Raw genomic sequence first — 21,772 nt, forward strand, 5'->3', positions numbered from 1 at the left:
CTTCCTGTTTCATGTATATGATTTATCTTTGCATTCTGCTTTCGATTTCAGCCCAGACCGCTTCAACACCAATCCCTTTTTCAGAAGAAAATACAAATAATGGGTCGTCGCCGAGCATATTCAATGTTTCTCGTACAATTTTCTTATGTTTATCCCATTTCCCTTTTGGAATTTTATCCGCTTTCGTTGCAATCACGATTGTAGGAATATTGTAGTGGACAAAGAAATTATACATGTTGATGTCATCCGCTGAAGGTGCATGACGAATGTCGACGATTTGAACCGCTGCCACTAAAGGTTCCCTGCCCGTCAAATATTGTTCGATCATGCCGCCCCATTTTTCTTTTTCAGTTTTGGATACTCTAGCATATCCATATCCAGGTACATCTACAAAGAAGAGTTGCTCTTCTATTTTATAGAAGTTCAGCGTCTGTGTTTTCCCTGGCTTAGAAGACGTTCGAGCAATATTTCGACGTCCTAACATTTTGTTGATAAAAGAAGATTTACCTACGTTTGAACGTCCCGCAAGAGCAAACTCCGGGAAGCCGTCATCCGGATATTGTTCCGGCCTGACCGCACTCATCACCATTTCAACGTTATGCACTTTCATAATTCTCGTTCCTCCAATGCGATCGCCAAAACTTCCTCGGCGTCGTCAACCAATTTAAATGATAACTCCTCACGAATCTCTTCAGGGACGTCATCGATATCTCGCTCATTTTCCTTAGGTAAAATAATAACACGTAATCCAGCACGATGTGCACTCAGTGTCTTTTCTTTCAATCCGCCGATCGGTAAAACACGTCCACGTAATGTGATTTCACCCGTCATACCTACTTCCCTGTGGATCGGACGATTTGTCAATGCAGAAACTAGCGCTGTTGCAATCGTAACACCTGCTGAAGGACCGTCTTTTGGAACAGCACCTTGAGGGACATGAATGTGAATGTCCTTCGTTTCATAGAACGAAGCATCGATACCCAGACTTTCCGCTCTGGAACGGACATAGGAAAGTGCAGTTTGCGCAGATTCCTTCATGACATCACCAAGCTTTCCTGTCAGGATCAGTTTACCCTTACCTGGGGAGAGCGATACTTCAATTTGAAGCGTATCGCCACCAACTGCCGTGTACGCCAGGCCAGTTGCCACGCCGATCTGATTCGTCGTTTCAGCTTGTCCATGACTGAACTTTTTCTTACCGAGGAAATTTTCAAGCGTCTTCGAACTGATCGTCACACTTTTCTTTTTCCCGCTGGCGATTAAACGTGCGGACTTCCGACAGACTTGCGCAATCTCACGCTCAAGTGCACGGACTCCCGCTTCCCTCGTATAATAACGGACGACATCCAGGACAGCCGGCTGCTGGAATTTGACTTGCGTCTTCGTCAACCCATGCTCTTTCAACTGTTTGGGGATTAAGTGATTCACAGCGATCGCCTTTTTTTCGAGCTCTGTATAACCAGCAATTGAAATGATCTCCATACGATCACGTAACGGTCCAGGAATCGCACTCAAATCATTCGCCGTTGCAATGAACAACACATTGGATAAGTCATAAGGCTCTTCTATGTAATGATCACTGAATGTACTATTTTGTTCCGGATCCAGAACCTCCAACATTGCAGAAGACGGATCTCCTCTAAAATCATTGGACATCTTATCGATTTCATCTAGTAAGAATACCGGATTTACAGTTCCAGCTTTTTTCATCCCTTGAATAATACGGCCTGGCATCGCACCGACATAAGTTCTTCGATGACCACGGATTTCCGACTCATCCCGGACTCCGCCTAGTGAGATCCGAACGAATTTGCGGTCCAACGATTCAGCAATTGACTTTGCAAGTGATGTTTTTCCGACACCCGGAGGACCTTCGATGCAAAGGATCGGGCCTCGCAGAGACTTCGTCAATTGGCGTACGGATAAAAATTCAAGGATCCGTTCTTTAACAGAATCGAGACCTTCGTGATCCCTATTTAAAATAGTTTCGGAACGTTCGAGATCCAATTGGTCTTTAGAAGCAACGGACCATGGCAAGGAAACGAGCCAATCAATATAAGAACGGATAATTCCGCTTTCCGCAGCTGCAGAAGGGATTTTCTCATAACGGTCCAACTCGCGTTCAGCCGTCTCCATAACGTCCTCAGGCATCCCTGACTCGGCAATCCGCTCTCGCAACGCTTCCACTTCGAGACCTTTTCCGTCTTTATCTCCAAGTTCGGTTTGGATCGCTTTCATCTGTTCACGCAAGTAGAACTCTTTCTGGGTGCGTTCCATCGCTTCGCGGACGCGTTCATTAATCTTTTGCTCCAGCCCCATGACTTCCTGTTCGTTGAAAAGACGGCTAATCAGCCATTCCAACCGTTCCTTGATGTTGCGGATTTCCAAGATATCTTGTTTCGCCCGAATCTTTAAAGGCAAGTGCGACGCAATCGTATCTGCAAGTCTGCCGGGTTCCGCAATGGCCGAGACAGAATTGTAGGCATCTTCAGTAATCCGTTTCGAGATTTTTGTATACTTCTTAAAGAGAGTGAGCACGGTGCGCATAAGCGCTTCGGATTCTGAATCGACTGCAGTTGAATCAGGGAACCCGTTCACTGTCACAACAGGATATAAATCAGCTTCTTCATAATCCGTCCATTCTGCACGTTCAATCCCTTCGATTAACACCCGATAGGTACCATTCGGCAATTGGGTCATCGATTTAACGAGAGCAAGTGTGCCGAGGTGATAAAGGTCATCCGGCTTCGGGTCTTCATCATTCAGATCGATTTGAGTCGCTAAGAATATCAAGTTGTCCTGTGCAATTGCATGCTCGATTGCGAAAACGGAACGTTCTCTGCCAACATCTATATGTAAAGTCATCGTCGGGTAAATCAATATGCCTCTAAGAGGAAGAAGCGGTATATTATGTCGTAGTGCCATCGAACAAACACCTCCATCACTAATTTTAACCCATTCACTATGTATTGAATACAATAAGAAATAAGGAAAAAAGCTGACCCATTGAGCACAAATGCGCCTCCTTTAAGTCAGCTTCTTCCTATTTTATGCAGTATGCTTTTCTGAATCGAGTTTCATTTCAGTGCCATCTTCAAGATACAAAAGCGGCGAACCTCCACCGACAACAGAATCCTTGGTAATGATACATTTTTTAACTTCATCCAGAGATGGTAACTCGTACATCACATCAAGCATAATATTTTCGATAATGGAACGTAAACCACGAGCACCCGTCTTGCGCTCAATGGACTCTCGAGCAATTTCCAAAAGTGCTTCGTCTTCAAATTGCAATTCAACATCATCCAGACCGAGCATCTTCTGATATTGTTTTACAATTGCATTTTTTGGCAGTGTCAAGATTTGATAGAGCGTATCCTCACTGAGTTGTTCGAGTGTCGCAATGACAGGCAAACGACCGATGAATTCCGGAATGAGACCGAATTGCTGAAGATCTTCCGGAATCATACGTGAAAGTAGAGACCGTTCCTCTTCTGCAGCGTTCGGATCAGAACCGAATCCGATCACTTTTTGACCGACACGGCGTTTAATGATTTCGTCAATTCCGTCGAATGCACCGCCGACGATGAACAAAATATTCGTAGTATCGATTTGAATGAATTCCTGATGAGGATGCTTCCGGCCACCTTGTGGTGGAACACTGGCAACAGTCCCTTCCAGGATTTTTAGTAGCGCTTGCTGCACACCTTCACCTGAAACGTCGCGAGTAATGGATGCGTTCTCGGATTTACGTGCAACTTTATCGATTTCATCGATATAAATGATTCCTTTTTCAGCACGTTCCACATCGAAATCAGCGGATTGGATTAACTTAAGAAGGATGTTCTCGACGTCTTCACCCACGTAACCTGCTTCAGTCAACGAAGTTGCATCCGCAATCGCAAAAGGAACGTCCAAAATACGCGCAAGTGTTTGCGCAAGGAGTGTTTTACCACTACCGGTTGGTCCAATAAGTACGATGTTGGATTTTGCGAGTTCTACATCATCGACTTTACTGCCTGAGTTCACACGCTTGTAATGGTTATAGACCGCAACTGAAAGTGATTTCTTCGCACGATCCTGTCCAATTATATACTCGTCAAGAATGGATTGGATTTCCTTTGGTTTAGGAACATCTTTGAATTCGAAACCTTCTTCGAGACCGACTTCTTCTTCAACGATTTCGGCACAAAGTTCAACACATTCGTCACATATATAAACCCCTTGCCCTGCAACAAGCTTGCGGACTTGGTCCTGCGTCTTGCCACAGAACGAACAGCTCAAATTGTCTTTTTCGTCGTTAAATTTGAACAAATTGCTCACCCCTATTCAGTGAAATCTTACAAGATTCCAACTGGTTTTTCAACTATTTCGTTCTTTTGCAGTATGTACACGAGTTTCCTCGCGCTCGTTACTTAGACAAGTGAATAACTAAACGGCATTAGCAGTCTTGATTTCCGCTTCAGGTGGAAGCGAGCTTACAGAATTCAGGTCATGCAACAGTTGCGGCAGGACGCCGCGACCTTAGGTTGTTTCCATGACAGGTCCCCTCGGAGTCGCCACCTTGCGCTTCAATCATTGGTGTTTTTTCGTTATACATATAACATTGCCCATTATATACAAAAACAAGGTACGGCTAGGCGTACCTTGCATGGAGCGGCTTTGGATTACTCTGCAGCTGCTTCTGTGATTTTAGCGTTGTCCACTAGAAGTTGAACTGTTTTGTTGAAACGAAGATCGTTTTCGAGCATTTCAGTACCGCCTAGAGCAGTTTTGATTTGTTCGATGTCCATGTTGAATTGCTCTGACATTTTGTTAAGTTCTTCGTTGATTTCTTCTTCAGTGACTTCGATGTTTTCTTCTTTGCCGATCGCTTCAAGTGTAAGTGATACACGTACGCGGCTTACAGCGTCGTCATGCATTTGCTTACGAAGTGATGCTTCGTCTTGTCCAGAGAACTGGTAGTACAAGTCAAGGTTCATACCTTGCATTTGAAGGCGTTGTCCGAACTCATCTACCATACGGTTCGTTTCGGATTCAACCATTTCTTCAGGTACTTCGAATTCAGCGTTGCGTGCAGCCGCTTCTACGAGGTCGTCGCGAAGTGCTGTTTCAGATGCTGAGCTCTTTTCAGTTTCCAGGTTTTCTTTCATTTTCTTACGGAGTTCGTCCACTGTTTCAACGTTCTCGTCCATTTCTTTAGCAAGTTCATCATTCAGCTCAGGAACTTCTTTTGCTTTCACTTCGTTGATTTTCACTTTGAATACTGCTGGCTTACCTGCAAGTTCAGCTGCGTGGTATTCTTCAGGGAACGTCAATTCAACGTCTTTCTCGTCACCCGTTTTCAAGCCGATCAATTGCTCTTCGAAGCCAGGGATGAATGAACCTGATCCAATTGCAAGATCATAGCTCTCAGCTTTTCCACCTTCGAATGCTTCTCCTTCAGAGTAGCCGTCGAAGTCGATGTTTGCTGTATCGCCTTCTTCGATTGCGCCGTCTTCTTTAACGACCATTTCAGCCATTGACTCACGGCGAGTTTGTAGTTCCATGTCGATTTCTTCATCTGTAACTTTTGTCTCTTGGCGTGTTGCTTCAAGGCCTTTGTATTCGCCTAATTTTACTTCCGGTTTAAGAGGGACGATAGCTGTAAATACAACCGGCTCGCCTTTTTCAAGCTTTTCGATGTCGATTTCTGGAGATGCAATCGGCTCAAGGCCTTCTGCACGTACAGCTGCATCGTATGCTACTGGAAGAACGATATCGATTGCATCGTTGTAAAGTGCTTCTTCCCCGTACATTTTGTTGAACATTTTACGCGGCATTTTACCTTTACGGAATCCAGGCGCGTTCACTTGCTTAACGACCTTTTTGAATGCCTTGTCCAATCCTTCGTTAAAAGTCTCCACTGAAACTTCAAACGTTAACTTCCCTTTGTTACCTTCTTGTTTTTCCCATTTAACTGACATCTTTTCATACCTCCGAATCATAGTGACGAATATATTTTGTACCGTTTATACGCCATTGACAACCATCTCAGTATATCATAGTCTCTTTATCTTTCAAGAAATTTCATTCAACCGCTTCACCGGAGTCTTGATCGACCTCAAAAATCAGCTTGTGCAAGGCGGTTTGAGGGAGTGGTGTTCCTTCAAATAGAAAGGCGGAATAATTTTCATAAGCACTGGCAACAGCTTCAGCTGGGACACCCCAATCGAGCGGATAGCTGACCAAGGCGAATTTTCTTACAGCCTCTTCTATAAGTGATAGTCTGGAAGGATCTTTGTCCAAGGAGTCTTGCAGTAAAGCAAAAATCTCTTTAGATACAGCGTCTTCGCCGGGTAGCGGCAGCTCGGAAGGAATAACGCTGAGTCCTCTGCCAAATTTCCGGATAACGAGGGGGTTTTCGTATCCTGTATTTCGCAATAAAACTAAAGCGACTGTTCGCAGCACAGGTGGAAGTTCATCATGAACCGCAATTTCAGCGAGCAGGGATTGAGAATTCTCAGCTCCGTTGTTTTCAAGCTGTGCGAGCATTTGTTGTTGTTGAAATCCATCCATTTGTAAAAACGACTCAAACGAAACCGTTTCTTTCGGCTGCATTGAAAAGTCGTCTGTAAAACGGCTTAATAACCTTCCATTCAGTTCGCGCAGATAGATAAACTTCTGCTTCAACTCACTTGGAATGACTCCTTCGTCCAGAAGAGCTCCAATGGTGTCTTCCACTTCCACATAATCCTGAAGTTGCATACAAATCGCCAGGTACAATTCCATCGCTTCAAAGTATTCACTCATATCACTTTGCAACCACTGAGCGGCGTATGTCTTCGCTTGCTCGAATGCTTTCGTTTCATAGTATGCAACTGCAAGTATTCCAGGTAGTTCAGATAAGTTCGGGGCAATCTCAAGAAGCTGTTCCGAAATACGGACAGCTTCTTCAAATTCCTCTGCCTGCATGGCATCTTCGGCTTGGTCTAGCAATCGCTCCACCGTTCCGGGAAAGACAATCATATTGCCTTTTTTATGCAGTCTTTTCCGTTTGCGTTTCACGTCCGTCACCTGCTTTCAATGATACTATAGCACAGCATTTCCCCTGTGCGCATGTTCGACGGAAGATCACGTGTTCATTCTTTTAGGGGGACCAATATTTTTTCCACTTCGACACCTTCATAACTCAGTCGATTTTCAATAGGAGGAAGAAACTTCATAAATAATCGATTCATAGTGAGTGTTAACATGACGTCATCGTCAAACTTAAAATCGAACTCCGAATTACCATCCTTTGCCGGCACGGACCTATATACTGCTTCCTCCACTTCCCCCCAAGAATACGAATGAGGGTGAAAGGATAGTAGCGGGCGATATGTTATTCCGTCATCCGATAACATCGTATAGTTCAGTGAAGCTATGTAAAAACTAGCACATGCCAATATCGTTAACCCTACACTTATAATTAAAGACTTTTTGCTCATATACATTATATATAGAACGAAAGCTGCAGCAATAAGAAGAGCAAAACCTACCGCATATACTGTGTAAACGCCGAAAGATACAAATATAAACCAACTTCCCGATTTGAAGTAAATGGAGTTCGCTATAAAATTGGGTAACAAAAAGACAGCAAATGGTGCCAGTAATAATAAGGAAATCCCGATAACCATCGGGATATGTCTCCGTTCTGTATGAATGCTGATCCACTTCCTTGTACAGTTTTTACCGATCGAATTCTAGAAATTTCATATATCGCCACTATGAATGTTTAACGAATAACCGCAACACATGTCGTTCCTCTAGAAGAATCTATCACTGTTCCGGCTAGCTAAACTTCTTAGTGATTGAACTCCATACGATGTGTTGTTTCGGATGTTGAATCGTCAAATTCAAAGCCATTATGACGATAAAACGCATCCGCTTTGGACGACTCTGTTTTAACAGTCAACTCATGAAAATGGTTTCTCGCATGCTCCACAATCTCTTTCAGCAACAATGATCCCGCCCCGTTTCTGCGTTCATCCGCTTCCACATAAAAACGCTGAAGTCGTCCAGTCTCAGGATCACCACCGGGTACAGGAAAGCGGTTCACGCCTCCAATCGCCACTACTTCCCCCTGTTTGTCTTTCACACAATACAAAGCTTCCCCGGGCTCAGTGAATGTATTGATACCATCTTTGTAATCTTCAGCAAGCCGTGTAAGGAAACGATATCCTTCTTCTTCACTTTCGGAAATAAGTGACTCGATGTTAAGTTTCGTCAAATCTTGAACTGGTTCCACTACGTATGTCATATCGCTCGCTCCTCTATTATTAAAATAGTAAACGCATTACTCACTTTTTAACATTCCACACCCCGAGTGAAAATTCCTTCTTTTCGAAATAATTATAAATGTTGTATCCATTTTAATATAATCTCCTGTAAGAGGTGTTCCAGGTAATGCAGTGTAAAGGAATCTTCCCTTTTCTTTACGAACAAAATAGAGAGGCTCCTTCAATATTTACACGTGAAGGAGCCTCTCTCATTATTATTCTTTTGTTATTCTCTCATCGATGTGCAAGTCTCCGTTCGCTTGTATTTCTGCGTAGAAGACTTGATCGACACGATTGATGCCTTTCTTTTTCAGCTGATCATACACCCACTCTTGCGTCAAATTGAGTTCCGATAAATTTTCCAACACAAGTTCCCCATCTGAAATAATTTCAGTAGGAATGTATTTCGGTTCTTTCGTAGATGCCTTTACATCCGCTTTTGTCGCATTCTCTAAACCTGTACGTTTCATGACACTTAAATTACCGTTGACTTCAAAGATGGCATAATATACGTCTTTAATAGAGAAAATGCTTTGTTCTCTTAGAAGCATATTCAAGTCATTCAGTGTAAGTCTCGTCTTCCGTAATGCACCTTCTTCAATTTTCCCTTCATGGATAACAATCATCGGTTTATCATCCAACAACACCCGGGCTTTTTTTGATTTCAGCGAAATATAGTTCATTAATATTGTAAGCACAGCCCACCAGATCATCGCAACAAGCCCGTCCGTAAAAGGTGTCTCCGATTCTCCAGCAATATTCGCAGCAATGGAGCCGATTGTGATTCCCGTCACGTAATGGAAGAATGTCAGTTGAGATATTTGTTTTTTTCCCATGAAACGAGCTAAAAGAAGCAATACAAGAAAAGCTATTGTTGTGCGCAAGATCATTTCCCAAAAATCCACTTTAAAGAAATCCGTATGTTCCATAGTGCACATTCACCTCCATCTTACAGGAAGTATGCACCTGCTCTATGCAACTAATACGTATTAATCATGATCTAACGGAAGAAGCTAGGTGAATCCGAACTGTCGTCCCTTCAGTTTTTGAAGAATGGACACGTACACCATACTCTTCACCATAATAGAGTCGAATACGTTCATCTACATTACGAATGCCCACACCACCGAGTTTCGTCGTTACGTTAGCCCCTGCATCGTTCACGGCCTCTACGTCATACCCATCTCCTGTGTCATGGACAATTAGAACTAGGTCATCTCCCTCTGAAACTGCGGAAATCGAAATGACCCCTCCATCAGAAAGTCCGCGTATTCCGTGATAGAGGGCATTTTCGGCGATAGGCTGGACAATAAGTTTCGGCATTTCGATATCCTTTACCGCCTCATCACAGTGAATTTCGTATTTCAATTTATCTCCATATCGTTCTTTTTGGATGAATAAATAACGTTCCACGTGTTCCAACTCATTTTCAACCGTCGTCAACTCGCTGCCGCCACTAAGCGATAATCTGAAAAACGACGCCAGTGCTTTTGTCAGGTCAATCACTTTTTCATGGTCACCAAACTCTGCCATCCATACAATCGTATCGAGCGTGTTATAGAGAAAATGAGGGTTGATCTGACTATGCAATGCACTGATTTCAGAGGTCCGGAGATGTTTTTCCTTTTCCGTGATTTCAAGCATCAGCTTCTCGATTTTGTGTGTCATCGTATTAAAATGACGCGTCAGACTTTGCGCCTCATAACATCCTTTCTCATCGACAGGAATTTCCTTCAACCCCATTTCAATGTTTTGCATCGCTTGCTCCAATTTCTGAAATGGTGCCGTAATCCTACCTGCAAAGAGATACACACTTGTCGCTGCAACTAAGAGCAGCGAAATACCGACCCAAAAGAAAATTTCAATTAGTTGTTTCTTCATAGCAAGAAGACTGTCTTGAGACGAGACACTCACGAGCAACCAATCCGCATTCTTCAGTGAATGGGTATACGTCAATGTGTTTTCTTTGGAATCATACTCTGCTTGGTCATCTACAATCGCCTTCAATTCACGTTTTTTCCTGTCATTCTGGAAATACGCGGGGTCTGCATGATAGACGACTTCCTGGTTTTCATTGAGGATGAACGAAAACCCCTCTTTTCCGAGATCCAAGTCCGCTAAATAATCTTCAATCACTTCATAATCGAGATCGATGAGCAGCACACCTCGGTTTTCCCCAGCTGCATCCGTAATTTCCCGACTGATCGAAATGACCCATGTGTCTTTATCCATCGTGAAATCTTGCATCCGTGCTGACGTTAAGAAAGCTTGGCCACCATTCTTAATTGCCGAGCGATACCACGTTTCTTGCATCATATTCGTCGATTTGCTCATCGTCAAACCGGATTCGTTCGACAAAATCTGACCGTCTTTAGTTACAATGATAATCGATTTCATGAATTCATCAGATGCGAGGGTCGTATCGATCGTTTTCAATAAATCGTTTTTGACCGCTGGCGACCGGGTTGGATCCGATAAATAACTGACGAGTTGAGGATTCTCAGCGAGGAGACTCGACACCGCATTCAGCCGATCGATATATAAATCGAGATACATGCCGCTTTGGTTCACAGAGGACTTTGTACTTTTCGCAGCCTCGCTTAATAGAATCGAGGAAATGCTTGCATAGAGAATTCCTGCCATCAGCAATAATGTCAATCCGCTTGCCAGTATATAATGGAGAGCAATCTGTACACGTAACTTTCTATAGGTATTCGGACGAATTCTCTTCATTGCCTCGATTTCTCCTTGAAGTGGTTGGGGGACATCGAAAACCTCTTTTTAAATGCGGCACTGAAGTAATTCGGATCTTCAAACCCCACGGAAGCTGCAATTTCATACATTTTCATCTCCGTGCTTAACAGCAGCAACTTGGCGCGGTCGAGTCGAGCCGCAATCATGTACTGCTGGAAAGTGGTGCCGAACAGTTGCTTGAATAATGTACTGACATAGGATGGACTGAGAGCAAGCTTCGAAGCAAGTGTTGCAAGCGAGAAGTCGATGTTATCGATATTCGAATTGATTTCCTGTTGGATTTTATATTTATATCCTGTAGTTTCATCTCCACTGTCAACTGACTGAACGAGCCCATCTATCAGTTTCGTCACTTCTTCTTGACGATGTGCTTCATGGACTTTCCCAACCAGTTTTTGGAGCAGTTCCTGAATATCTTTTTTTGAAACAGGCTTCAACACATAATCGTCTACGCCCGTTTTGAGCGCAGCCACTGCATAATCGAAATAGTCGTATCCTGTGATCATTGCGATTTTCACATTCGGCTTTAACGCCTTAGCAGCAGATGCAAAATCCAGTCCATTCATCTTAGGCATATTGATGTCTGCTAGGACAAGATCTGGCCGATGCGTTTTGAAAAGGTCAAGAGCCTCTTCGCCATCAGCCGCTTCCATAACTTCAGTAATCGACAAGGCTTCGAAATCGACAAACGAGCGAATGCCCCTAATTAGTATCGGTTCGTCGTCTACAACAAGTAACTTATACATTGGCGGCTCCTTTCATAGGTAAATGTGAAAAACAGAAGGCAGCAACAGCCACCTTCTGCAGTGTTATTTCCAGTGTACCTTACTTCACCAGGCTTGTCAGATAGCCGTAGCCTGCGTCTTCCATTTCTTCAAGCGGTACAAAATCGATTGCTGCGCTGTTGATGCAATAACGCAAACCGCCGCGATCTTTCGGTCCATCATCGAACACATGACCTAGGTGACTATCACCTGCGCGACTTCTCACTTCAATCCGCACCATGTTGAAGCTCTTATCTTTATGCTCGGTTACGACTTCAGGAATAATCGGTTGTGTGAAACTTGGCCATCCACATTGCGAATCGTATTTGTCTTTCGAAGAAAACAACGGTTCTCCGGTCGCAACATCAATATAGATCCCGTCTTCGAATGAATCCCAATATTTGTTCGAGAATGCTGCTTCCGTGTCGCTGCCTTGTGTCACTTTGTATTGCGCTTCAGTCAGTTTCGCTTTCAGCTCTTTGTCACTCGGCTTCGGATAGTCTGCCGGGTCGATCAACGACGGAATCTCCTGATCTTCCAACGAGTCGAATTCCACGTGACAATAACCGTTCGGATTTTTTTCCAAGTAATCCTGGTGATACTCTTCTGCCAGTGTATAACTTGTTAATGGTTCCACCTCTGTCACGATTTGTTCGTCATAACGCTTTTGCTGTTCGTTGACCACTTTCTCGATTACAGCTTGCTCCGCAGGATCTGTATAGAACACACCAGAACGATATTGCGTTCCGCGGTCGTTCCCTTGTTTGTTCAATGAGGTCGGATCGATGATCGTGAAAAAGTGATCCAAAATAGTAGTCAAGTCGGTGCGTTCGGGATCGTATCTGACGTGAACCGTTTCGGCATGCCCCGTTTCACCAGTGATCACATCTTCATAGGTCGGGTTCTCAGTTGTTCCGTTCGCATATCCCGAAGTGACATCATAGACGCCGTAAACTCGCTCCATATAGGCTTCGACGCCCCAGAAACAGCCTCCTGCTAAATAGATATCTTTCAAGTTGTTTTCATCAAATGTCAAATTATCGTTCGGGTTTGCAGGATATTTAGATGAAGCTGCCGCTTTCAGCGAACCTGAAGTCGAGCCGGTTTTGTCAGTAGCTGCAGTCCCGTTGGAACAAGCCCCGAGAATCAGAGCAAGCCCAAGCAGTCCAATAAGATAGTTCAGTTTCATGATCTGTCTCCCCATTTCCTTAGTTTAATTGGTCCATCATCTCTTTGATTTGTTCATTCGATAACTGACCCGGTTGTATTTTTACGACTTCCCCTTTTTTATTGATGAAAGCGGATGTTGGATAGCCTCGAACTTCGAACTCTTGTACCAGGTCTCCACCTTCATCCATCAGGACTGGCAAGTCTTCTATGTTTTCAACACCCTTAATCCATTTCACGAAAGCATCTTTTTTCTTTTCGTTGTTGTAGCCAGGCGCAACGACGGTAACGACTTCAAAATCCGTGTCTTCCGCAGCAAGGGCATTCACTTCTTCAAGTCCAGCGAGACAGATCGGGCACCATGACGCCCAAAATTTCACGTAGACGTTTTTCCCTTCAAAGTCTGAAAGGTCAACAGTCCCCCCATTTATATCCTCCAGCTGTAAGACCGGGTCTTTTGCTTCTCCCGATTTCGCACCAGAAGAACACGCCCCTAGAACAGTTACAAGAGCAAGTAAAACAAGCAGTTTTTTCAGCATGTCAATTCCTCCTTCATTGTGGAATGAGTGTTGTAAAGAAATTCAAGTTATTCGTCATGAGAAAGAGCCCCATCACGACGATGATGATGCCGCCAGCGACTTTGATTTTCCCTAAATGGCGATTGAGCTTTTTCATACGTTGCAGTAAGAAGTCCGAGAAAACGGAGAGAATTAGAAACGGGATCAGCATGCCTAGCGCATAAATCAGCATAAGAAATGCACCATGTGCCGCTTGCCCTTCGTTCGCCGAAAGTCCAAGAACTGCCCCTAAAATCGGTCCGATACAAGGCGTCCAGCCAAAACTGAACGTGAAGCCGAGTAAGTAGGTCCCAAGAAAGTCGCGTTTCCCACTTCGTCTAAGATTCACTTTGTTCTCTCGTTCTAAGAAAGGAATATGGAACAAACCGATTTGATGCAATCCGAGAAGTACGACGACAATCCCACAAATCGTAATGAATGCTGTCGTATTGATAAGCGCACCTAAAGCACCTGCTCCGAATCCAAGAAGGACAAAACTCGTCGATAACCCAAGTACGAAAATTACCGTTTTGAAGATCAATCTAGGATGAATTCTGATTTTCCCGACTTTAATAAGGCGGTTATGCTGAGGGGACGTCGGATCTCCAGAAGAAAGTATCGATACGTATACAGGTAATAACGGTAAGATGCAAGGAGAAAAAAATGATAAAATCCCTGCTGCAAACACGCTGCTGAGTAACACTTGTTCGCCGATCATAATAAGGCCCCTCCCGTTGTAGTTTATAGTCTTATTGTAAAGTGGTGGAGAAGAATACCCTATAGACTGATGTTTGGAGTTTCTTAGAATTGATACGGTGAACAAAAAAAAGACTGCTCCAAAAGATGAATCATCTTCTGGAACAGCCGATTTAGTGAATTGGCGATAGTTAACTAACGCTTGAGGTTCTATTTCCTCATCATTGACTTGATACTTGTTATCACTTCTGGAATGATTGGATATTGAAAACTTTGGCGTTCCCGGACGGCAGAACCAAAATGTACTTCTGTGACACCAGTAGCTTCAATAAATTCAGTCAAACCGTCTGGCGTCATGCCGTTTCCTGCTAAAATCGTCACGGATGTATTTTCGGTCCTCACTACCAATTCCCTGATTTCCTCTATCGATTCGGGAGCTGGTGCTGGACCACCTGATGTTAGGATTCGTTGGATTTGAGGGAAGTTCCCTATCGTAGCGACTGCTTCCAGCTGATCTTCGATTTCATCGAATGCCCGATGAAATGTGACATTCAAGTCTCCTGCTGCATCTAAAAAGCGCTTCAAATTAACGGTATCGACTCGTTTCGTTTTGTCCAGTATACCGATGACGATTCCCGCAGCTTTTGTTTGTCGTATGTGACGGATATCCGCAAGCATCACTTGAATATCTTCTTCGTCGTAGTGGAACGTTCTACTATGAGGACGGACAATGACGTGGACAGGAATCGAAACGCCTTCAACGACAGCTTCAATCATCCCAAGACTAGGCGTCAGTCCGCCTTCAGTTAGTGCTGAACATAATTCCAGCCGATCTGCTCCTGCACGTTCAGCTGCACGTGCGTCTTGCAGGCTTGTTGCGATAATTTCAAGTTTCATAGTCGCATACCTCCTTACCATGAATGGATTTATCCTCATCCAATATATCTTTTCTCTACTTGGTGAGTCTACTCATCACTGTTGTTTCTCGCAAGTCACGGATGACCAAAAACTCTCCTTCACTACGGCTACTTTTGCTTGTTCATCGAAGTTTTCAAAACACTTTTCAATAATACGTTCATTCGCCTGATGATTTTTGTTCATTTGTTCTATAATTCCGGTCCCTATTGCTACAATAATGACGCAACTAAGGACTGCAATAAGCAGTTTCGGTTTTACTTTACTCAACTTCAGTTCTTCCTTTCATACTAAATGCTTTTATTTTTTCCCCGGACATGAAAAGGATAGCTAAACAAAATAACCATCCACTGTCAGCGCGTCCTCATTTAGGTCTACTAAGTAAAAAGTATGCCCTTGAAATTGAAAACAACTTGTCAGTAGTGTTGAGATGATTTCTTCGTTCCGAAGTAAACCCATATGTAGTAAGCAATCCAGAAAGTAATGGGAACAACAAAGAAAAAGCAAGTTGGGTCGGCGGAAGAATAAAAAGCAGAATACAGTACTTCTTATAGTTCATCTTGTCCCCTCATCTCTCAATCTCAAACGGTATAACGCATCCGGATTGATTGAAGCTTGTGGCCATCAAAGTCTTCTTCAAATTCATCAATTACGTCGAAGCCTTTCGCTTCATAAAACGTTTTCCCGATTTTATTTGCAGCTTCCACAGTTAATACGATCATTTTTGCATCATCTAAAATATTGATTCCTTTTAAAAACAATGCTGTTCCGATTCCTTGACCTTGCGCATCTGGTAAGAGATAAATTGCTGCCAATTCAGATTCTCCCGCTTCGTTTACACGGGAAAAGTTTGCAAACCCCACCATTCTACCTTCCTGTTCAGCAACGAGCATTACTGAGTTTTGCATGCGTCGCGACATCATGTCATCGCTATAAGCGTTCTCAAGAAACCTCTCTTGCACATCGACAGGTATGATGCCATCATATGTTGCATTCCAGCTGATTTTCGCCACTCTTTGAACTTGTTGAATATTTCCTGGTTGCATAGTCCGAATTTTAAATTGCATGTTATCCACTCCTCTTTCAAAATTGTTCTATGCAGTCACAACCCCAAAAAACTAGGATAAATTCATTCCAGTCGATTACTGCGTTCGCGTAAATATTGTTCATAAGCTCGCTGTACTTTATCTTTTTTTTGGAGAGGCTTCAAACACTTTTTTATGAATATCATTCAGCAAATACACTCCCCAGAATATACACCCGGCGACGATTCCAAAAGCTAGGATGACACCTGCAACAGGACCCGCAATCATGACTAACAGAATAGCCAGTAACAAGGCCAGTGCGATAAAACCTATTAGTGCCATTTTTATTCTCCTTGTTTTAAAGAGATTTGGTACATTCCAATGATAATGGAAATTTTAACGATTTTCAGAATAATAAAGGGGTACTTAATAGGATTCTTTTGAAATGGAGCCACCCTTCGTTTTCTCATCCCCTAGGTCAAAGCTCACATCCTAATGCTAAGTACCTTGATTGAATTACAACTTGTACCGCATCTCTTTTTTCAATTAAGAGGACCATATATCCCTACGAACTCTCCAGTATAAGCATTCAAAAGAACCGTGACTTGTTGGCTCTCATATTTAAACTCAACTTCCCATTTTCGTTTGTTCATAAGGCCCCAAAAAAATCCTTGTTGCTTGGTTAACTCAGTCCGGTTCACTTCCCAGGGAACAATCTCATCTTCCACTTTCGAAAATGAGACTTTCCATTCCTCCGGTGGAGCGACAAGATATTGTTTCGCTTGATGGATTGCTTGGTTCGTTTCAATAATCGGTTTTTGGTAGGAGTATACAAAACCAAATAAAGTGATAGCACATAATGTGAGTAGGATACGTTTCATAGAGGAACTCCTTTAATCGATTTTCTTAGAGGAAACCAAAATCCCATGACGTTGACCGCTTTTATTGATTTGTCATTCAGCATGATTTCACCTTTCGAGAAAATATAATACCAATTAAATGAGTAGCCTTGAATCGTGTTCTTGTTCATTTTTAACTCCATATTATTTCCACTCTCCACTTTTACCACTTCCACACATTCAGACGTTAGACATTCGATACCATATGTATTTTTTACATAGTCATCAAATTCAGCTGATGATAGAGGGACGCGATAGAGACTAACTACAATTCCCGCTATGAAGAGTAGAACGGTTTTTTTAATAAAGGTTAACTTCGTATTTAAAATTAGACCAATCGAACAAATCAGCATTACCAATAGTGCTGACTGAAAATGAAACAATTTAAAGATGAAAAAGGAATTGAGGAGAACAAATGAGAGATATTTTATGATGAAATCAGTTTTTATTTTTTTTACAATCACTAAAAATGACGTAACTAACATAATGGTTAAAATCACAATTTTTATGACTATCATTTAACCACGTCCTTTATTAACATACTAGCTCGTAATTTTTAAAATATAAGAGGGAAAAATGAAATAGCTCCTAACACAATAATCCAACCAATAACTGCAGACAGGACAATTTGACTTTTCATTTTAGTTATAGCTTCTTCGGTTAGTGTCTTTAAATACTTACGCATCCCTATTCCAATCCCCCAAGCTCCAAGTACCAAAAATGTTAGGCTTAACACAAATTCAGGGTTTGGAAACGAATCTCCTATTGCATTAAAAATCAAACCGTTCAGTCCGAAATACAAAAGTAGAACTAGCGCAACCAAATAACTGCCAAGCATCCGTCTTTTAGTGACATATTTGAACAACTTTTCACTCCTAACAAAAAAGAACCTCTTTAGACAATTCTATCCAAAGAGGTTCTGTTAAGCAATTCAATTTTTTTACTATTCTTATTCATTCATACAGACAATGTATTCACTGCATCTTTAATCTGTTTTGCTGCTTTTTCGACAATAGAGCGGGAACATGCAAGGTTCATACGGACAAAGCCTTCTCCGCCTGGCCCGAATACTTTCCCTTGGTTCAAGGCAACGTGCGCTTTCGATAGGAAGAATGTTTCGAGCTCTTCGGGAGTCATTCCGAGTTCACTACAGTCAATCCACGCTAGGTACGTTGCCTCTAACGGTAAAACTTTCAATGCCGGAACGTTCTCCGCAAAATAGTCCGTGATAAACTTCAAGTTTCCTTCTATATAGCTCATCACTTCATCCAGCCATTGGGCGCCATGCGTGTAGGCTGCTTCTGTTGCGACAGGTCCAAAAGAATTCGGCATGCCGATTGCATTTCTATCGGTTTCTGCCATGAATTTCTCACGCAGCTTTTCATTCGGAATGATGATGTTGGACGTCTGTAATCCTGCAAGATTGAACGTTTTACTAGGTGCCGTGCTCGTAATACTATTTTGAGCGAACTGTTCTGAAAGTGAAGCGAACGGAACGTGACTTCCTTTTTTGAACACGAGATCTGAATGGATTTCATCCGAAATAACTAGAATTCCATGTTCCATACAGATATCCCCAAGACGTTGCAAGTCTTCTTTTTTCCAAACGAATCCACCTGGATTATGAGGATTGCAAAGCATCAATAGTTTCACAGTCTCATCGATTTTCGATACGAGATCTTCAAAATCCATTTCATACGTTCCGTTGTTGTTGACGAGTGGGTTATAAACGACCTCACGATCATTCGTTTCTGTCACTTTCATGAATGGATAGTAGACAGGCGGCTGCACGATGACCTTATCCCCCGGGTTCGTATATGCCTGAACAGCCAAGCTCAAGGCGGTTACGACTCCTGGACTGTGACAAATCCATTCTTTTTCAATCGTCCAATTATGGCGTGTTTTCATCCAATCCATAATTGACTGGTAATAGCTTTCTTCTCTGATCGTATAGCCGAAAATCCCATGCGCGGCCTTATCTGCAACAGCTTTGGAAACTTCTTCCGGCACTTTGAAATCCATATCTGCAACCCAAAGTGGCAACAAGTCTTTTTCGCCAAACAAGGCTTCTGCACCATCCCATTTCACGCTCGATGATTTCATGCGATCTACTACTGTATCAAAATTGTATTTCATGTGTCATTCTCCTTTCTATTTCTTCGCGACTGATTCTACATACATTATTATCCTATCGCTAACTGGAGAAAGTGTACAAAAATCAGCTTATCAACCTCTTATTTAGATATTACATTTCAATTTGTTATTTAATTTCTGGGTAAGGTCTAGTACGATGGATATAATGATGAAAAGGACAGACCGACTAACAATGATGGTTGAAGGGGGTCATTTTTTGAAGAAACTAAAGTATATTAGTTCGCTGTTATTTGTTGCCATCCTTCTTACAGGATGCAGTGAGAAAGAAACACCTGAAGACCGATTGCAAGCTTACATCTCAAATTGGAATGAAAGTAAATTCTCCGACATGTACAGCACCTTTTTAAATGCGGAAACGAAGAAAACGTTCGATTCTGATGAATTTGTGGACCGTCAAGAAAAGTTGGCAGAGGATTTAGGGTTCCAGAACCTGAAAGTTACCTATACAAAACCTAAGGAAGATACAGAATGGAACGAAGAGAAACCAGCTGTCTTCCCTATTCAAATTTCAATGGATACTATAGCAGGTCCTATAGAATTCGAGAAAGAGATGACATGGAAGTACGAAAAGCGGGATGATAAGGAAAATTGGTTTGCAGAATGGGATCCGTCCTTCATTCTCCCAAAGTTGACCGCAAAAGATAAGATTCAAATCTCTACGATGTCTGCTAAGCGTGGGAAAATATTTGACCGGAATGGGAATCCTCTTGCTGTGAATGGGACCGGCTACGAAGCAGGCATTGTTCCCGGTAAGTTTACAGACGAGACGAAAAAAAGCGAGCTGGCTAAACTTCTGAATACTACTAGTGAATTCATTGATCAGCAGCTCAACCAAAGTTGGGTACAACCTGACTATTTCGTACCGATCGCCCCTGTTTCAAAAAACAATCAAGCGTTGTTGGAACAGCTCATTGCCATTCCAGGAGTCACCTACCAAGAGACAGAAATGCGGGAATATCCTTATGGTGAATCTGCTGCCCATTTAGTGGGATATATAGGAAAAATGACTGCTGAATTGTTGGAAAAGCACAAAGATGAGGACTATAAGGAAACAGATTTAATCGGCAGACAAGGGCTTGAACGAATCTTGGAAGAGCGTTTGAGAGGAAAAGACGGCGTCGGGATTTATATTAAGAGTCCTGAAGCAGGTGCTACTCTTCAAAAAATAGTAGAGACCGAAGCGGTAAATGGAGAAAATATTTCGTTGACAATCGACGCAGAATTACAAAAGAACATTTTTGTATCCATGAAAAACGAACCAGGAGCAAGTGCTGCGGTGGACCCTCAGACAGGTGAAACATTAGCACTCGTCAGCTCCCCTAGTTTCAATCCTTCAGAATTCATGTTGGGGATTAGCGGAGATCGTTATAAAAAGCTATCCGAAGACCCACTGAAACCATTGTTCAATCGATTTGCAGCAGCTTACGCACCTGGATCATCTTTGAAACCCATTACAGCGGCAATCGGACTGGAAAAAGGGACATTGAAACCAGAACAGGGACTATCCATTACGGGTAAAACGTGGCAGAAGGACTCTTCTTGGGGGGCTTATCGCGTTTCTCGTCTCCACCCGGAAGCACCGAATCCGCTCAACTTAAAAAATGCGCTCATCTATTCCGATAACATTTACTTTGCACAACAGGCTTTGGCTATCGGAAAGGAGGATTTCGTCTCCGGTTTAACTCAATACGGTTTTGGAGAAGAAATTCCTTTCTTGCTCAACATCTCCCCTTCTCAAATTTCGAATGACGGAAAGATTGCTTCAGAAGGTCAACTAGCCGATACTTCCTTCGGACAAGGTCAAATGTTAGCGAACATTCTACATCTGGCAACGATCTATGAACCGATTCTGACGAATGGAATTATGTACAAACCGACGTTGTTACTCGATGATAAAACCAAGCAAGTGTGGAAAGAAGGAATTCTTAGCAAGGAGAGCGCAGATGTTCTCAAAAATGATTTACGGAGTGTCGTCGTAGATGGCTTTGCCCAGGCAGCCAATATTCCGGACATTCCGCTTTCAGGAAAAACAGGGACTGCTGAGTTGAAGACTTCTGCAGAAGGACGGGGACAAGAAAACGGCTTCTTCGTCAGTTACAATACGAACAATCCCTCATTTATCCTTGCGATGATGATTGAAAATGTAGAAGATAATGGCGGAAGCGGGTATGTCGCTGAGTTTGCTGCAGAGGTGTATAAATCCGACAGCAAAAATAAGTGAAATTGTAAAGCGGGGCAGTCCTGTAAGGTTTATAACATGACCTTTCGGGCTGCCCCCTTTTTCATCATGGTAAAGAGCATCATATCCTAATACAATGATAGAGAAGACGCACCCCTCTGTCTTTAATCTAATAATTAATTGACAACCGCAGCGGACCGTCAGGAAGCATATTAGCCAGTAAAGTATAAATTGTGAAAGTGGCAGGCGTAACCACAAAAATCAATCTGACTAGAAGTGAAGAATTACCAATTAGTCCCGTAATACCGCCACAAACACCTTGTAATACTTTATAAAAAAACGTCATACGAAAAGGAGCTCCC

Annotated in this window: 22 protein-coding genes; 1 reads left to right on the plus strand and 21 read right to left on the minus strand. The window is 42.7% G+C overall.

The features are described from left to right. Nucleotides 1–22: 22 nt before the first annotated feature. The 20 genes from yihA to H9659_RS08805 form a co-directional block, all read right to left on the minus strand. Complete coding sequence (yihA, locus tag H9659_RS08710) at nucleotides 23–610, minus strand: ribosome biogenesis GTP-binding protein YihA/YsxC (RefSeq protein ID WP_191689554.1); 588 nt, start codon at nucleotides 608–610, stop codon at nucleotides 23–25. Next, the gene (lon, locus tag H9659_RS08715; protein ID WP_191689555.1) at nucleotides 607–2,925 is read right to left on the minus strand and encodes an endopeptidase La; all 2,319 of its coding nucleotides are present in this window, start codon (nucleotides 2,923–2,925) and stop codon (nucleotides 607–609) included. The genes yihA and lon overlap by 4 nt, the downstream gene beginning before the upstream one ends. A 123-nt stretch (nucleotides 2,926–3,048) precedes the next feature. Beyond that, nucleotides 3,049–4,314, minus strand: coding sequence for an ATP-dependent protease ATP-binding subunit ClpX (gene clpX / locus H9659_RS08720; RefSeq protein WP_191689556.1), 1,266 nt, complete (start codon nucleotides 4,312–4,314; stop codon nucleotides 3,049–3,051). 353 nt (nucleotides 4,315–4,667) lie between these two features. Continuing rightward, the gene (tig, locus tag H9659_RS08725) at nucleotides 4,668–5,966 is read right to left on the minus strand and encodes a trigger factor (RefSeq protein ID WP_191689557.1); all 1,299 of its coding nucleotides are present in this window, start codon (nucleotides 5,964–5,966) and stop codon (nucleotides 4,668–4,670) included. A gap of 103 nt (nucleotides 5,967–6,069) precedes the next feature. Next, entirely contained in the window at nucleotides 6,070–7,047 is a 978-nt protein-coding gene (locus tag H9659_RS08730; RefSeq protein WP_191689558.1) for a tetratricopeptide repeat protein, read from the minus strand. A 74-nt stretch (nucleotides 7,048–7,121) separates the two neighbouring features. Beyond that, the gene (locus tag H9659_RS08735; protein ID WP_191689559.1) at nucleotides 7,122–7,658 is read right to left on the minus strand and encodes a hypothetical protein; all 537 of its coding nucleotides are present in this window, start codon (nucleotides 7,656–7,658) and stop codon (nucleotides 7,122–7,124) included. Nucleotides 7,659–7,825: 167 nt separating this feature from the next. After that, complete coding sequence (locus H9659_RS08740) at nucleotides 7,826–8,281, minus strand: GNAT family N-acetyltransferase (protein WP_191689560.1); 456 nt, start codon at nucleotides 8,279–8,281, stop codon at nucleotides 7,826–7,828. Between the two features lie 234 nt (nucleotides 8,282–8,515). Further along, nucleotides 8,516–9,229 carry a YetF domain-containing protein gene (locus H9659_RS08745; RefSeq protein WP_191689561.1) on the minus strand — a complete coding sequence of 238 codons (714 nt, stop codon included), beginning with the start codon at nucleotides 9,227–9,229 and terminating at the stop codon, nucleotides 8,516–8,518. Nucleotides 9,230–9,293: 64 nt separating this feature from the next. Further along, nucleotides 9,294–11,033 (minus strand): sensor histidine kinase, encoded by a 1,740-nt coding sequence (locus tag H9659_RS08750; RefSeq protein ID WP_191689562.1) that lies wholly within the window; start codon nucleotides 11,031–11,033, stop codon nucleotides 9,294–9,296. After that, complete coding sequence (locus H9659_RS08755; RefSeq protein ID WP_191689563.1) at nucleotides 11,030–11,800, minus strand: response regulator transcription factor; 771 nt, start codon at nucleotides 11,798–11,800, stop codon at nucleotides 11,030–11,032. The genes H9659_RS08750 and H9659_RS08755 overlap by 4 nt, the downstream gene beginning before the upstream one ends. 79 nt (nucleotides 11,801–11,879) lie before the next feature. Beyond that, entirely contained in the window at nucleotides 11,880–13,007 is a 1,128-nt protein-coding gene (gene msrAB, locus H9659_RS08760) for a bifunctional peptide-methionine (S)-S-oxide reductase MsrA/peptide-methionine (R)-S-oxide reductase MsrB (RefSeq protein ID WP_191689564.1), read from the minus strand. Between the two features lie 19 nt (nucleotides 13,008–13,026). Continuing rightward, complete coding sequence (locus H9659_RS08765; protein WP_191689565.1) at nucleotides 13,027–13,524, minus strand: redoxin family protein; 498 nt, start codon at nucleotides 13,522–13,524, stop codon at nucleotides 13,027–13,029. Nucleotides 13,525–13,537: 13 nt separating this feature from the next. After that, on the minus strand, nucleotides 13,538–14,260 hold the full coding sequence (locus H9659_RS08770) for a cytochrome c biogenesis CcdA family protein (protein WP_191689566.1): 723 nt from the start codon (nucleotides 14,258–14,260) through the stop codon (nucleotides 13,538–13,540). Between the two features lie 188 nt (nucleotides 14,261–14,448). Further along, nucleotides 14,449–15,135 carry a copper homeostasis protein CutC gene (locus H9659_RS08775; RefSeq protein WP_191689567.1) on the minus strand — a complete coding sequence of 229 codons (687 nt, stop codon included), beginning with the start codon at nucleotides 15,133–15,135 and terminating at the stop codon, nucleotides 14,449–14,451. A gap of 75 nt (nucleotides 15,136–15,210) precedes the next feature. Further along, complete coding sequence (locus H9659_RS08780) at nucleotides 15,211–15,423, minus strand: hypothetical protein (protein WP_191689568.1); 213 nt, start codon at nucleotides 15,421–15,423, stop codon at nucleotides 15,211–15,213. 311 nt (nucleotides 15,424–15,734) lie between these two features. Beyond that, entirely contained in the window at nucleotides 15,735–16,220 is a 486-nt protein-coding gene (locus H9659_RS08785) for a GNAT family N-acetyltransferase (RefSeq protein ID WP_191689569.1), read from the minus strand. A 117-nt stretch (nucleotides 16,221–16,337) separates the two neighbouring features. Then, nucleotides 16,338–16,520, minus strand: a complete 183-nt coding sequence (locus H9659_RS08790) for a hypothetical protein (RefSeq protein WP_225217740.1) — start codon at nucleotides 16,518–16,520, stop codon at nucleotides 16,338–16,340. Nucleotides 16,521–16,720: 200 nt separating this feature from the next. Next, the gene (locus tag H9659_RS08795; RefSeq protein ID WP_191689570.1) at nucleotides 16,721–17,059 is read right to left on the minus strand and encodes a PepSY domain-containing protein; all 339 of its coding nucleotides are present in this window, start codon (nucleotides 17,057–17,059) and stop codon (nucleotides 16,721–16,723) included. A gap of 574 nt (nucleotides 17,060–17,633) precedes the next feature. Further along, the gene (locus tag H9659_RS08800; RefSeq protein WP_191689571.1) at nucleotides 17,634–17,942 is read right to left on the minus strand and encodes a hypothetical protein; all 309 of its coding nucleotides are present in this window, start codon (nucleotides 17,940–17,942) and stop codon (nucleotides 17,634–17,636) included. A gap of 92 nt (nucleotides 17,943–18,034) precedes the next feature. Continuing rightward, entirely contained in the window at nucleotides 18,035–19,213 is a 1,179-nt protein-coding gene (locus H9659_RS08805; protein ID WP_191689572.1) for a MalY/PatB family protein, read from the minus strand. A 214-nt stretch (nucleotides 19,214–19,427) separates the two neighbouring features. Here H9659_RS08805 and H9659_RS08810 point away from each other — a divergent pair, with 214 nt between their 5' ends. Further along, nucleotides 19,428–21,452: a penicillin-binding transpeptidase domain-containing protein gene (locus H9659_RS08810; protein ID WP_225217741.1), complete on the plus strand. Its 2,025-nt coding sequence runs from the start codon at nucleotides 19,428–19,430 to the stop codon at nucleotides 21,450–21,452. Between the two features lie 127 nt (nucleotides 21,453–21,579). Here H9659_RS08810 and H9659_RS08815 read toward each other — a convergent pair whose 3' ends face one another. After that, nucleotides 21,580–21,756: a PspC domain-containing protein gene (locus H9659_RS08815; RefSeq protein ID WP_191689573.1), complete on the minus strand. Its 177-nt coding sequence runs from the start codon at nucleotides 21,754–21,756 to the stop codon at nucleotides 21,580–21,582. Nucleotides 21,757–21,772 lie beyond the last annotated feature (16 nt).

This window comes from Sporosarcina gallistercoris (assembly GCF_014836415.1).
GTDB classification, from domain to species: Bacteria; Bacillota; Bacilli; order Bacillales_A; family Planococcaceae; genus Sporosarcina; species Sporosarcina gallistercoris.

Coding starts and splice junctions, on each gene's coding strand:
- H9659_RS08790 (WP_225217740.1), bottom strand. CDS start 16,520: ATGGCACTAATAGGTTTTATCGCACTGGCCTTGTTACTGGCTATTCTG.
- H9659_RS08755 (WP_191689563.1), bottom strand. CDS start 11,800: ATGTATAAGTTACTTGTTGTAGACGACGAACCGATACTAATTAGGGGC.
- H9659_RS08740 (WP_191689560.1), bottom strand. CDS start 8,281: ATGACATACGTAGTGGAACCAGTTCAAGATTTGACGAAACTTAACATC.
- H9659_RS08745 (WP_191689561.1), bottom strand. CDS start 9,229: ATGGAACATACGGATTTCTTTAAAGTGGATTTTTGGGAAATGATCTTG.
- H9659_RS08735 (WP_191689559.1), bottom strand. CDS start 7,658: ATGGTTATCGGGATTTCCTTATTATTACTGGCACCATTTGCTGTCTTT.
- H9659_RS08750 (WP_191689562.1), bottom strand. CDS start 11,033: ATGAAGAGAATTCGTCCGAATACCTATAGAAAGTTACGTGTACAGATT.
- H9659_RS08795 (WP_191689570.1), bottom strand. CDS start 17,059: ATGAAACGTATCCTACTCACATTATGTGCTATCACTTTATTTGGTTTT.
- H9659_RS08815 (WP_191689573.1), bottom strand. CDS start 21,756: ATGACGTTTTTTTATAAAGTATTACAAGGTGTTTGTGGCGGTATTACG.
- H9659_RS08770 (WP_191689566.1), bottom strand. CDS start 14,260: ATGATCGGCGAACAAGTGTTACTCAGCAGCGTGTTTGCAGCAGGGATT.
- msrAB (WP_191689564.1), bottom strand. CDS start 13,007: ATGAAACTGAACTATCTTATTGGACTGCTTGGGCTTGCTCTGATTCTC.
- lon (WP_191689555.1), bottom strand. CDS start 2,925: ATGGCACTACGACATAATATACCGCTTCTTCCTCTTAGAGGCATATTG.
- yihA (WP_191689554.1), bottom strand. CDS start 610: ATGAAAGTGCATAACGTTGAAATGGTGATGAGTGCGGTCAGGCCGGAA.
- H9659_RS08785 (WP_191689569.1), bottom strand. CDS start 16,220: ATGCAATTTAAAATTCGGACTATGCAACCAGGAAATATTCAACAAGTT.
- tig (WP_191689557.1), bottom strand. CDS start 5,966: ATGTCAGTTAAATGGGAAAAACAAGAAGGTAACAAAGGGAAGTTAACG.
- H9659_RS08765 (WP_191689565.1), bottom strand. CDS start 13,524: ATGCTGAAAAAACTGCTTGTTTTACTTGCTCTTGTAACTGTTCTAGGG.
- H9659_RS08775 (WP_191689567.1), bottom strand. CDS start 15,135: ATGAAACTTGAAATTATCGCAACAAGCCTGCAAGACGCACGTGCAGCT.
- H9659_RS08805 (WP_191689572.1), bottom strand. CDS start 19,213: ATGAAATACAATTTTGATACAGTAGTAGATCGCATGAAATCATCGAGC.